The organism is Hyphococcus sp. D3-15 (assembly GCF_055809375.1).
Genome location: NZ_CM147910.1, coordinates 1,393,023 through 1,405,651, shown reverse-complemented (window position 1 = coordinate 1,405,651; position 12,629 = coordinate 1,393,023). Strand labels below are relative to the sequence as shown.

Genomic DNA, 12,629 nt, shown 5'->3' with positions numbered 1-12,629 from the left:
TGCGCAACATGGCGACAATTTTGGACAAACCGACCTCCCCTCATTCGCCGTCTTCGCGCGCGCGTAAATCCGACCGCGCATTTCCGCCGCCATGGGCCTTCCTGAAGCCGGAAAGCACGATGGCGTTTTCCGAGCGCGCGCTTTTCATCACCGCAGTCAGTGCAACAATCGTGGCGATTTTGGCGACATGCGCCGCCCTGCTGTTTGCGCGTCCGGTATTGGTTCCCATCACGACAGCATTCGTGTTGAGCATATTGCTTGCACCGGCGACGGAGTGGTTGCGCCGGCGCGCCGTGCCAAGCGGCTTGCGCGCATTTATCGCGGTGTTCCTTGCTTTTGGTTTGTTCGTCAGCGCGCTTTATCTCGCCATTCAACCGGGCGCGGCGTGGATCGAAAGGCTGCCGGAAGTCGCCGATCAGGCGCGCGACAAGCTCACAGGGGTGCAGGAAGCCGTCACCAAAGCACAAGATGTTTCAAAGCAGGTGAACGATCTCACCGATCTTGGCGACAAGACAACGGAAGAGGTTGTTTCCGTCCAGGCGCCGACGCTCAGCACCAAGCTGTTCTCGTCTGCGCGCAATATCATCGTGCAAATTCTGTTTACGGCGGTGCTAACCTATTTTTTCCTGGCCTCGCGATTAGATCTGCGGCGCAAGCTTATATTGTTGCGGTCGAACCTCGCCGGCATGCGCCAGACCGCACGCATGACGCGCGCCGTTGAGGAAAAAGTCGGCGCTTATATGTTCACGATGCTGATCATCAATATCGGCCTTGGCGTCGCTACCGGGATCGCCATGTGGGCGATCGGCATGCCCTCGCCTCTGGTTTGGGCGGGTCTCGCGGCTCTGCTTAATTTTGTGCCCTATCTCGGCCCGATTACGCTGACCTTTTTGCTGGCGCTCACCGGTCTGGTCAATTTCGACACATTTGCAGGCGCGGCGACGGCGCCGGTCATATACATCATTCTCAACTTCATCGAGTCCAACTTCATCACCCCCACTTTGATCGGGGTTCGACTGACCATCAGTCCGCTCGCCGTCATTTTGAACATCAGTTTCTGGACATGGATGTGGGGGCCGGCCGGCGCGGTGATTTCGATTCCCGTTCTCGTGATCTTCAAAACGGTGTGCGACTACTCAACCTTTTTGCGGCCGATTGGATTACTGATTGGCGATCCCGATACGTTTCGCCCGTCAAAGCCGAATTTTCGCCATTTGAAAATCTGACGGATTTTCGGAACCAATCGGGTTTCCCGGTGTTTCCTATATAGCAGCCGCGCAAGACAGCGATTGTCGTGCGCGGCGGGAAAGACAGGAGGATATCATGCTCGGTTGGGCGCTTACATTTTTTGTGATTGCAATTGTCGCAGCTATTTTTGGTTTCGGCGGCATCGCCGCCGGCGCAGCGGGCATTGCAAAGATTTTGTTCTTTATCTTCGTCGTGTTGTTTATTCTCGCCATGGTGGCGCGTGCGGTCAGAGGCCGACCGCCGGTTTAAACTGACGCGACAGACTTAGTTGTTTGTTCCAGGGGGCGCTCTTGCAGCGCCCCTTTCTTGTTTCGTTTTCAGCATGCGCCAGGCAACGAAACAACCGGGCGAACGAAGCGCCAAATGATGAAAAGCCGGACACATGCCGCCACTCAAGGAACGATCAATGCGTTTCACTGTTTCATCTACAGAGCCTAGCAACCAAGGAGAAATTCAATGAACAGCGATCAAATCGAAGGAAAATGGTCCCAGCTAAAAGGCGCCGCAAAAGCAAAATGGGGCGACCTTACCGATGATGATCTGACGGAAATCGAAGGCAACACGGAAAAACTGATGGGCAAGCTTCAGGAACGCTACGGCATTGAGCGCGAAGAAGCCAAGCGCCGTGTCGATGAGTGGCGCAATTCTATCTAGCGTCAGCCCATCCCCCGCCTATTTGAGAAAAGGGTTTTGCATGGCCATCATGCAAAACCCTTTTTTATGGCGCAAAAAATCGCGCGCAGCTTATCGCGGCCCCTAAAAGATTCGCGGCGCGAGAAACAAGGCGACGGCGGAAAGCACAGCAACCCCGATCAGGTTCAACACCACGCCGGCGCGCATCATTTTCGGGATGGAGATATATCCGGAGCTGAACACAATCGCATTTGGCGGCGTTGCAACGGGCAGCATGAAGGCGCAACTCGCCGCCAGCGTGACGGGAATGACAAAGACCAGCGGGTCCTGCCCTGTTTCGACAGCGATCGCCGCCATCACCGGCAAAAACGTCGCCGTGGTCGCCAGATTGCTGGTGAGTTCGGTCAAAAATATCACCAGCGTCGTAGCGGCGATGATCAAAATCGCGATGTGAACAAGACCAAGCGGCGCAAGCTGAAGGCCCAGCCATTGCGTAAGGCCTGAAGCAGTCAATCCGCCCGCCAAGGCCAAACCGCCGCCAAACAGGATCAGCACGCCCCAGGGGAGCCGACGCGTATCCTCCCACACGACAAGCGCCTCGCGCTTTTTCCCGCTGGGGATCAGGAAGGCCGTAACCGCCGCCGTGATAGCGACGCCCGCATCTGAAATCTCACCCGCACCCGTAAGCGACGCAATCGGCTTGCGCAACAGCCAGCCGCCAACAAGCGCAAGAAAGACGAGGCCCGTTCGGAATTCCGCTTTCGATACGGCGCCGAGTTCCTTTTGCAGCGTGTTGATATGATCTTTCGCCTGATCGGATGCCAGAAAATTGACCGGATAGATGAATTTTGTAAGCACCATCCAACTGATGGGCAGCATGACGAGACTGATCGGCACGCCGACCATCATCCAGCGCGCAAAATCTATCTCAACATTATAGGTCGACTCCATGAAGCCGGCCATGAATGCGTTGGGCGGTGTGCCGACTAGCGTTGCAACACCCCCAAGCGTTGAACCATAGGCCAATCCCAGCAACATTGAGGTTTCGAAATTCGCCAGGCTTTTCCCGTCCAGCTTCGGCATAGTCTCTCGAATGACCACAACAACAGACACCGCGATCGGCAAAAGCATCAATGTGGTTGAAGTGTTTGAAATCCACATGCTGATGATTGCAGCGGCGGACATGAAACCACCCACAAGCGAGCGGCCGTTGACCCCGACCAGATGAAAAATGCTCAACGCCACGCGCCGGTGCAGCCCCGACCGTTCAATAGCGAGCGCAATGATAAATCCGCCGAGAAACAGATAAATTATCGGGTGCGCATAAGAGACCGCCGTGTCGGCGATAGGCGAAACACCAAGGGTCGGAAACAGGACAAGGGGCAGGAACGCGGTCACCGCCACGGGCGCCGCTTCGCTCGCCCACCAGACCGCCATTAACACGGCGACCGCCGCGGTACGCGCGCCCGCCTCCGACAACCCTTCAGGCCGGAAGAACAGCAGGATGAGCAAGGCCGCAGCCGGCCCGGCAATCAATCCAATCGTTTGATGCAATGCGCGCGGTGGCGCTGAGTCTGGCGTCACGATGTTTCTCAGTTCTGACATTGCACTGGCGGCGATTGAGGGCGCCCCCGCCTTGCGTCATTTTCCGTTATCATATTCGCGCCCCTCCACCCCCCTATAACGCCAATCGGGCGGCGTGTTCAGTTTTGCGCCCGTCGCCCTCGCGGTTTTCAAGAAAATATTCCGCCGCAGGCCGGGCGGCGGCGCCCTTGCGCCGTCTTTCTGAAACGAAGGCGGGCGGTTTTCGCAGATCGCCGGGGTTCATTTTGGGATCGCAGCCTTAATCGGGGTGCGGAACAACCATCTATACTCGCCGCCAGGACTTGAGGATTTGTGCGTTGCAATATTTTTGTTGACAGAAGACGCCGGATCTGTTTTTTTTAACTTGCTCAAAGAAGAGCACAAAGTCGGCCCAGCGAAGGGTCAGCGCCGCAGCCAAAATTCCTGATTGGTTGCGAGGCCATAGTCTCTGGCGAAAGAGATACATCCACAAGATTGGGCGAATTTCACACGCAGCGCGTGCGCGCGCTTACGCTCAATCGTTCCGTTCACACACGAGACTTGGAGCTCATTCAGACATGGCAGACTTTCGCAAACTCAACCGATTTGTCGCAATCGCCGCTTTGTGCGTTTCCGGACTAACCGCAACCGCCGTTTCATCCCCTTTGGCGGCGCAAGAACTCGAGCTCGAAAAAGACGAGCTGACCTTTGGCTTCATCAAGCTCACCGATATGGCGCCTTTGGCCATTGCCTATGAGAAGGGCTATTTCGAAGATGAAGGCTTGTACGTCACCCTTGAGCCGCAGGCGAACTGGAAGGTTCTGCTGGACAGGGTGATCGATGGCGAACTTGACGGCGCCCATATGCTGGCGGGCCAGCCGCTCGGCGCAACGATCGGATTCGGCACCAAGGCCGACATCGTCACTGCGTTTTCCATGGACCTTAACGGCAATGGCATCACCGTTTCCAACGAAGTCTGGGAACAGATGAAGCCCCACATTCCGATGCAGGATGATGGCCGGCCGGTTCACCCGATTAAAGCGGACGCGCTCAAGCCGGTTGTCGAAGCCTATAAGGATGAAGGTACACCCTTTAAAATGGGCATGGTTTTCCCCGTCTCTACACATAATTACGAGCTGCGCTACTGGCTGGCGGCGGGCGGCATTCACCCCGGCTTTTACGGCACGCGGGACACGACCGGTCAGATCAAAGCCGATGCGCTGCTTTCGGTTACGCCGCCGCCGCAAATGCCGGCGACGCTCGAGGCGGGCACTATCTTTGGATATTGCGTCGGCGAGCCCTGGAACCAGCAGGCGGTCTTCAAAGGCGTCGGCGTTCCGGTGATCACCGACTATGAAATCTGGAAAGACAATCCGGAAAAAGTCTTCGGCGTGTCCAAAAGCTGGGCCGACGAAAATCCGAACACGCATAAAGCCGTCGTAAAAGCGCTGATCCGCGCCGCCATGTGGCTTGATGAAAATGACAACGCCAATCGCGCAGAAGCGGTGAAAATCCTGTCGCGCTCCGATTATGTCGGCGCCGATGCGGAAGTCATCGCAGCCTCCATGACCGGCACATTCGAATATGAAAAAGGCGACAAGCGCCCGGTGCCGGATTTCAATGTGTTCTTCCGCTACAACGCCACCTATCCGTTCTATTCCGACGCGATCTGGTATCTGACGCAAATGCGCCGCTGGGGGCAGATTCCGGAAACCAAGCCGGACAGCTGGTATATGGATGTGGCGAAAGAAGTTTATCGCCCGGATGTCTATCTCGAAGCCGCGCAGTTGCTGATTGACGAAGGCAAGGCGAAGAAATCGGATTTCCCATTCGGCACGGACGGTTTCAAACCGCCGCAGTCTGAGTTCATTGACGGCGTGACCTACGATGGACGCAAGCCAAATGAATATCTCGCGAAATTTCCGATCGGCCTGAAGACTGGCGAAATTGTCACCGATGGCGGCGAAATTGTCTCAAACTAAGCTGCGCCAAACCAACAACCGCACCTTTCCGGATGCTTTGAGGACCAAGTCATGAGCGCGACAAAGTTAAGCCCGAGCGAAGAGACCGAGGCGCCGGTCAGTCCGCCAGCCGAGATCGAAGCGGCGGCGCCGGAACCGCAAGACGTAAAGCCGGCGAAATCCAATGGAGGCGCAGCCTTGTTCCTTCAAAAACTGATGAATGTTTTGTCGGTTCTCGGTCTCGGCTTTATCAACCCGTTGATCCGTCTTGGCTTGGGTGAAAGCCCGAAAACCCAACTGGCGGATTTATGGAAAATGATCGGCGTGCCGGTGCTCGCCATCATGATCTTTCTGGCCGCCTGGTCGGCGGGCGCGTCCCAGGTGAACACAAGTCTCGGCAAAATTCCGGGGCCCGGCGCCGTTTGGGAGCAATTCGGCGCGCTGATGGAAGACCACAAAGTAACGCGCGAAAAAGAAGCGGCGTTTTTTGAGCGTCAGGAAAAGCGCAATGCCGCCTTTATCGCCGAAGGCAAGCCGGAGAAGGTCAAAACCCGCGCCTTTACGGGCAAGCCGACCTATATCGATCAGATTTTCACCTCGCTCAAAACGGTGTTCTTCGGATTTATCATCGCCACCTTGATCGCCGTGCCGCTCGGGATTTTTTGCGGCCTCAGTTCTACGGTCAACGCCGCGTTCAATCCGTTGATCCAGATCTTCAAACCAGTGTCTCCCCTCGCCTGGTTGCCAATCGTGACGATGGTCGTCTCCGCCCTCTATGTGAACAGCGCCGAAGGATTGTCGAAATCATTCGTGATCTCGGCGATCACCGTCACCTTGTGTTCATTGTGGCCGACGCTGATCAACACCGCGCTCGGCGTCGCCTCCATCGACAAGAATCTCCTGAACGTCTCAAAAGTTCTGCAGCTCAAGACAACCGACAAGATTTTCAAGCTCGTCATCCCCTCATCCCTGCCGCTGATCTTTACAGGACTTCGCTTGTCGCTGGGGGTTGGCTGGATGGTGTTGATCGCGGCGGAAATGCTCGCGCAAAATCCCGGTCTTGGAAAATTCGTCTGGGATGAATTCCAGAATGGCTCGTCGACCTCGCTCGCACGCATCATGGCTGCGGTGCTGACCATTGGCGTCATCGGGTTTTTGCTCGATCGTGTCATGTACACGCTGCAAGCGATGTTCACCTTCTCTGAGACGCGGTAGGGGGGCGGTTCAATGACAATCTTGAGCTTGAAAAACGTCACCAAGTCTTATGGCGGTGAAACGATCCTCAATGACATCAATATCGATATTGAGGAAAACGAGTTTGTCGCGATTGTCGGCTTTTCAGGCAGCGGCAAGACCACATTGATCTCATTGATCGCCGGCCTTACGGAACCGGACCAGGGTGAAATCAGCTTTGACGGCGCCGCCATTTCCGGCGCATCGCCAGACCGCGGCGTGGTGTTTCAAAATTACTCTCTGATGCCGTGGCTGTCCGTTGCCGGCAATATCCGCCTCGCCGTCGACGCGGTGTTTCCCAAAATGCCGGCGGAGGAAAAAGCCGAACGCATCGCGCATTACATCGACATGGTCGGTCTCTCCCATGCGAAGGACCGGCGTCCGTCGGAATTGTCCGGCGGCATGCGCCAGCGGGTGAATGTTGCGCGCGCCCTCGCCATCCAACCGAAAATGCTGCTGCTCGATGAACCTTTGAGTGCGCTCGACGCCCTGACGCGCGCGAACTTGCAAGATGAGATTGAACAGATCTGGCAGAAAGAACGCAAAACCGTCATCCTCATCACCAATGATGTTGATGAGGCGCTGCTGCTCGCCGACAGAATCATCCCCCTCACCCCCGGCCCCGCGGCGACTTTCGGACCGGAGTTCCGAGTCACGCTCAACCGGCCGAGAGATCGCAAAGCCGTCAATCACGACCCGGAATTTATACGCCTGCGCAAAGACATCACTGACTATTTGATGCAGATCGGCATGTCTCGTCCCTATGACGCATCGAGAGCCATCCTGCCTGATGTTTCGCCACTGACCTCCACAAAGGGCGGATTGAAGAACGGCCGCAAAGAAGCAAACGCCGCGCGCGCGCAAAAAACCGCCGAAGTGATTCCGCATCCGGCCGCCGACACGACGGACCCCAATCTGCCGACGCCGGTCAAAGAAGCCGCACGCCCGCACACGCAAAATCTAGCCAAATATGTCGAATTTTTCAAAGCCACTAAAATCTATCCGACGCCAAAGGGCCCATTGACCGTTGTTGACGATTTCAATCTCGACTTGCGCAAGGGTGAATTTGTTTCGCTCATCGGGCATTCGGGATGTGGCAAATCAACCGTGTTGTCCATGGCGGCCGGGCTGACCTCGATTTCAGGCGGCGGGATCGTGTTGGACGGGTCGGAAATTGACGGCGCAGGACCGGACCGCGGCGTCGTATTTCAATCGCCAAGTCTCTTCCCCTGGATGACAGCTTTTGAAAATGTCGCGCTGGGCGTTGAACGTGTCTATCCGCACGCCTCCAAATCCGAACGCCGGAAAATCGCGGAATATTATCTGGGCAAGGTTGGCCTGGGGGACGCGATGAAGAAACGCGCCAGCGACCTTTCCAACGGCATGCAACAACGCGTCGGCATCGCCCGCGCCTTTGCGCTGTCGCCGAAACTGTTATTGCTCGATGAGCCTTTTGGCATGCTCGATTCCCTGACGCGCTGGGAATTGCAGGAAGTGCTGATGGATGTCTGGACGCGAACCCAGGTGACGGCGATCTGCGTCACCCATGATGTGGACGAAGCAATCCTTGTCGCCGACCGCGTCATCATGATGACAAACGGACCGCATGCGCGCGTCGGCAAGATCATGGAAGTCGATCTGCCCCGTCCGCGCTCGCGCAAAGCGCTGCTTGAGCATCCAGATTACTACAAATATCGCGAAAAGCTTCTGACCTTCCTTGAGGAATACGAAGTTCACGACAAGAGCGCCGCCTGATCAGCGACGCCTATGGGTCAATGGCGACCCTTCAAAATCCGCGACGCAGCGGACTCCGAATGAAACAGGCGCTTCGCGCCAGGGTTTATTTTTGAAGGGATAAAACCGTGCCTCGATCCAGGAGACTTCTAAAATCCAGCTTGTCCGCCGCCTTGCTCGCTCTTGCGCCGTTCGGCGCAGCATCCGCAGAAGAACCGGTCACGCCCGAACAATCCGCACTTGTAAAAGCGATCGCGGAATCAAAAATTCTGTTTAACGGCCGGCTTCGCTATGAAGCAGTGTCGCAGGATGGGTTCGCCCAGAATGCAGACGCCCTCACCTATCGCATTCGCGCCGGGTTTGAGACCGGAAAATTGTGGGACACATCGTTCCTCATCGAATTCGATCATGTCGATGACCTCGTCGACGACTTCAACAGCACAATTAATGGCGCCACGCAGTTTCCTGTCGTCGCCGATCCTGACGCCACCGAACTCAATCGCCTGCAATTGACCAACACATCCTTGCCGGACACGAAAATCACGCTCGGCCGCCAGCGCATCAAAATCGACAATGACCGCTTTGTCGGCAATGTCGGCTGGCGCCAGAACGAACAGACATTCGATGCAGTGCGGGTCGAGAACGCCAGCATCAAGGGGTTGAAACTCGACCTTACCTATATTGATCAGGTCAATCGCATTTTCGGCGACGATCTCGCCCATGGGACGCTGGGAAAGCGACAGCTGGCTTCTCAATGGCAAATACACATTGCCGATCGAAGGTGTGAAAGTCGCGCTGGGCGGCTTTGCCTATCTTCTGGATTTCGACAATGCGCCGGGTGCGTCGTCGCAAACCTATGGCGTCAACGCCTTGTTGTCGAAAGGTCCCGTAAATCTCAAAGCGAGCTATGCGGCGCAAAGCGAATATGCGAGCCAGCCTGTCTCTTACAATGCTGACTACTACAATATCGAGGGCGGCGTTTCCAAAAACGGCTTTAGCGCAGGCGTCGGCTATGAAGTTCTGACCGGAGATGGCGTTATTGGATTCTCTACGCCGCTCGCCACGCTCCACGCTTTCAATGGATGGACCGATGTCTTTCTGGCGACGCCCGCCAATGGTCTCAAAGATCTTTATGTCAACGCAGGGTACGCGACGAAATCGGCAGGCCCCTTTTCGCTGCTTAAACTCGGCGTCGTCTATCACGACTTTTCCGCTGAAAATATCGACGCCGATTACGGTTCAGAGATCGGCGTGGTTGGCGTGGCGAAATTTGATCGCCTCACATTTCTAGCAAAATACGCAAACTACAATTCCGACGGCTTCGCCTCTGATCGCAACAAGCTGTGGCTTGAGGTGAGTGTCGGTTTTAACCGCCTGCATGCCGGGACGATGACTGCAAAACCAATTGGAGACGCCCAAATGAGAAAAAATTGGTCATTATCGGAAACGGCATGGCGCCGGGTCGCGTGCTCGATGAATTATTCGAGCGCGCGCCCGGCCAGTTTGACGTGACGATCTTTAACGCCGAGCCGCGGGTCAACTATGACCGGATCATGTTGTCTCCGGTGCTTTCCGGCGAAAAAAATACGAAGACATCGTTATCCACGGCGACAATTGGTATGTGGATCATGGGGTCACGCTGCTCAAAGGGCAAAAGGTCGTCAAAATCGATCGCGACGCAAAGACGGTGACCTCCGACTCCGGCGTTACGGCGCCCTATGACACATTGCTGATCGCAACCGGTTCGATGCCCGTCATCATTCCGGTGCCCGGTCATGAATTGGCCGGCGTGTTGACCTATCGCGACCTTGACGATGTCACCGCGATGTTGCTGGCGGCGCAATCCGGCGGCGACGCCGTCGTCATTGGCGGCGGGCTCCTTGGCCTTGAAGCGGCGGCGGGCCTGAAAGAACGCGGCATGAATGTAACCGTATTGCATTTGATGCCGACGCTTATGGAGCGCCAGCTCGACCCAACCGCCGGCCATTTGCTGCAATCAACATTGGAGGCGCGCGGCATCAATGTGCTCACGGGCGCCAACACCGCAGAGATTGTGGCCAGTAGCGACGGAAAAGCAGTGAACGCCGTCAAGCTTGATGACGGACGGGAAATTCCGGCGAAGCTTGTTGTTATGGCGGTCGGCATTCGGCCAAATGCGCAGCTCGCGAAAGAAGCTGGCCTTGCTGTCAATCGCGGCATTCTTGTCGATCAATTCATGCGAACGTCTGATCCGGACATTTTCGCAGTCGGCGAATGCGTTGAACATCAAGACAAAGTCTATGGCCTTGTTGCACCGCTCTATCAGATGGCGGGGATTATCGCAAAGGAATTGACCGGAGAGGAAAATCCGGGATTCAGCGACAGCGCTTTGGCGACAAAACTGAAAGTCACCGGCGTCGATCTTTATTCCGCTGGCGACTTCGCTGAGGGCCACGGACGCGAGGAGATTGTCCTGCGTGATGCTGCGCGCGGCGTTTACAAACGGCTTGTGCTGGAAGAGCAAAAAATCGTCGGCGTCGTGCTTTATGGCGACACCGCCGACGGGGCGTGGTTCTTTCAACAGCTAAAAGACCAGACCGATATATCCGACATGCGCGAGACCTTGATTTTCGGGCCCTCCTTCGCGGGAGGCGAACCGCTGGACCCTATGGCGGCCGTTGCAGCATTGTCCGATAACACAGAAATCTGTGGCTGCAACGGCGTATGCAAGGGCAAGATCATTTCGACGATCACCGAGAAATCACTGACCACGCTTGACGACGTTCGCGCCCACACAAAGGCGTCTTCATCCTGCGGCACCTGCACCGGCCTGGTTGAACAATTAATGAGCCTCACCCTTGGCGATGCGTTCAACCCAAACGCCGTCAAACCGGTTTGCGGGTGCACGACGCTTTCCCATGACGATGTGCGCCGCCTGATCAAGGCGAAGGAACTGAAAACCATTCCCGCCGTCATGCAGGCGCTGGAATGGAGCACTTCAAGCGGTTGCGCGAAGTGCAGGCCGGCGCTGAACTACTATCTCGTTTGCGACTGGCCTGATGAATACGCCGATGACTACCAGTCGCGTTTCATCAATGAACGCGTCCACGCCAATATCCAGAAAGACGGCACCTATTCGGTCGTTCCGCGCATGTGGGGCGGACAAACCTCTTCAAAAGAGCTGCGCGCCATCGCCGATGTGGTCGATAAATTCAACATACCGACCGTGAAAGTCACGGGCGGCCAGCGCATCGACATGCTCGGCATCAAAAAAGAGGACCTCCCCGCGGTCTGGGCCAATCTCGGCGAGGCGGGGTTTGTTTCCGGCCATGCTTACGCAAAAGGCCTGCGCACTGTGAAAACCTGCGTCGGCACAGACTGGTGCCGTTTCGGCACCCAGGACTCAACCGGTTTTGGCGTGCGCATCGAAAAATTCATGTGGGGATCATGGACGCCGGCGAAAGTCAAAATGGCCGTATCCGGTTGCCCGCGCAATTGTTCTGAAGCCACTTGCAAAGATGTGGGCGTGGTCTGTGTCGACAGCGGCTATGAGATACATTTCGCCGGCGCCGCCGGACTCGACATCAAAGGCACCGAAGTGCTCGGCCTGGTCGAGTCGGAGGACGACGCGCTCGAACATATCGTCGCCCTCGTCCAGATGTATCGCGAACAAGGCCACTATCTTGAGCGCATCTATAAATGGGCGAAACGCATCGGCTATGACGAAGTGCGCCGCCAGATTTTGCACGATCCCGCAAAGCGCCGATCATATTACGACCGCTTCGTATTCTCCCAAAAATTTGCGCAGGTAGATCCATGGTCGGAGCGCGTCTCCGGCAAAGACAAACATGAGTTCAAACCGATGGCGACTTTGGCCTTGCAGGCGGCGGAATGAACAACGGAGCAGCTCAAATGAATGCATTGGCGGATAGCTGGATAGCCATTGGCGCGCTGGATGACATTCCGCGTCTTGGCGCGCGCAGGATCGTCATGGGGGAAACGACGATCGCCGTGTTCCGCACCAACGACGATGCAGTTCACGCGATTGAGGACAAATGCCCCCATCGCAACGGACCGCTGAGCCAGGGCATCGTTCATGATGGATGCGTCACCTGCCCCTTGCATAATTGGGTGATTTCTCTGGAGACCGGACAAGCCCAGGGCGCCGACGTAGGTTCTGTGCGGGTTTTTCGCGTGCAGCTGGGCGAAGCCAATGAAATCTTGCTGCATGCAGATGAATTGAAACCCGTCGCGCCAGAGCCAGGCCTTTAGGCTGTG

At 56.3% G+C, this 12,629-nt stretch carries 10 protein-coding genes and 1 pseudogene; 9 read left to right on the top strand and 2 right to left on the bottom strand.

What is annotated here, in order from left to right:
* The first annotated feature begins 8 nt into the window (after window positions 1-8).
* The 3 genes from AC0L8G_RS06935 to AC0L8G_RS06925 all read left to right on the top strand — a co-directional run bounded on the left by AC0L8G_RS06935 (window position 9) and on the right by AC0L8G_RS06925 (window position 1,902).
* Window positions 9-1,226, top strand: a complete 1,218-nt coding sequence (locus AC0L8G_RS06935) for an AI-2E family transporter (protein ID WP_473387928.1) — start codon at window positions 9-11, stop codon at window positions 1,224-1,226.
* A gap of 97 nt (window positions 1,227-1,323) precedes the next feature.
* Window positions 1,324-1,497 carry a DUF1328 domain-containing protein gene (locus AC0L8G_RS06930; RefSeq protein ID WP_473387926.1) on the top strand — a complete coding sequence of 58 codons (174 nt, stop codon included), beginning with the start codon at window positions 1,324-1,326 and terminating at the stop codon, window positions 1,495-1,497.
* 207 nt (window positions 1,498-1,704) lie between these two features.
* Window positions 1,705-1,902 carry a CsbD family protein gene (locus tag AC0L8G_RS06925; RefSeq protein ID WP_473387924.1) on the top strand — a complete coding sequence of 66 codons (198 nt, stop codon included), beginning with the start codon at window positions 1,705-1,707 and terminating at the stop codon, window positions 1,900-1,902.
* A gap of 102 nt (window positions 1,903-2,004) precedes the next feature.
* Here AC0L8G_RS06925 and AC0L8G_RS06920 read toward each other — a convergent pair whose 3' ends face one another.
* Entirely contained in the window at window positions 2,005-3,465 is a 1,461-nt protein-coding gene (locus AC0L8G_RS06920; protein WP_473387922.1) for an SLC13 family permease, read from the bottom strand.
* A gap of 557 nt (window positions 3,466-4,022) precedes the next feature.
* Between AC0L8G_RS06920 and AC0L8G_RS06915 the strand changes: the two genes are divergently transcribed.
* The 3 genes from AC0L8G_RS06915 to AC0L8G_RS06905 all read left to right on the top strand — a co-directional run bounded on the left by AC0L8G_RS06915 (window position 4,023) and on the right by AC0L8G_RS06905 (window position 8,393).
* The gene (locus AC0L8G_RS06915) at window positions 4,023-5,426 is read left to right on the top strand and encodes a CmpA/NrtA family ABC transporter substrate-binding protein (protein ID WP_473387920.1); all 1,404 of its coding nucleotides are present in this window, start codon (window positions 4,023-4,025) and stop codon (window positions 5,424-5,426) included.
* Between the two features lie 195 nt (window positions 5,427-5,621).
* Window positions 5,622-6,620, top strand: coding sequence for an ABC transporter permease (locus tag AC0L8G_RS06910; protein ID WP_473388824.1), 999 nt, complete (start codon window positions 5,622-5,624; stop codon window positions 6,618-6,620).
* Between the two features lie 12 nt (window positions 6,621-6,632).
* Complete coding sequence (locus tag AC0L8G_RS06905) at window positions 6,633-8,393, top strand: ABC transporter ATP-binding protein (protein ID WP_473387918.1); 1,761 nt, start codon at window positions 6,633-6,635, stop codon at window positions 8,391-8,393.
* Between the two features lie 239 nt (window positions 8,394-8,632).
* Here the strand turns inward: AC0L8G_RS06905 and AC0L8G_RS06900 are convergent, their stop codons facing one another.
* On the bottom strand, window positions 8,633-9,094 hold the full coding sequence (locus AC0L8G_RS06900; RefSeq protein ID WP_473387917.1) for a hypothetical protein: 462 nt from the start codon (window positions 9,092-9,094) through the stop codon (window positions 8,633-8,635).
* Here AC0L8G_RS06900 and AC0L8G_RS06895 point away from each other — a divergent pair.
* The 3 genes and pseudogenes from AC0L8G_RS06895 (at window position 9,093) to nirD (ending at window position 12,623) form a co-directional block, all read left to right on the top strand.
* Window positions 9,093-9,884 carry a hypothetical protein gene (locus AC0L8G_RS06895; protein WP_473387914.1) on the top strand — a complete coding sequence of 264 codons (792 nt, stop codon included), beginning with the start codon at window positions 9,093-9,095 and terminating at the stop codon, window positions 9,882-9,884. The genes AC0L8G_RS06900 and AC0L8G_RS06895 overlap by 2 nt on opposite strands.
* Window positions 9,824-12,246: pseudogene (nirB, locus tag AC0L8G_RS06890) on the top strand (nitrite reductase large subunit NirB). The gene AC0L8G_RS06895 and the pseudogene nirB overlap by 61 nt, the downstream one beginning before the upstream one ends.
* A gap of 17 nt (window positions 12,247-12,263) precedes the next feature.
* Window positions 12,264-12,623: a nitrite reductase small subunit NirD gene (gene nirD, locus AC0L8G_RS06885; protein WP_473388823.1), complete on the top strand. Its 360-nt coding sequence runs from the start codon at window positions 12,264-12,266 to the stop codon at window positions 12,621-12,623.
* Window positions 12,624-12,629: the final 6 nt, after the last annotated feature.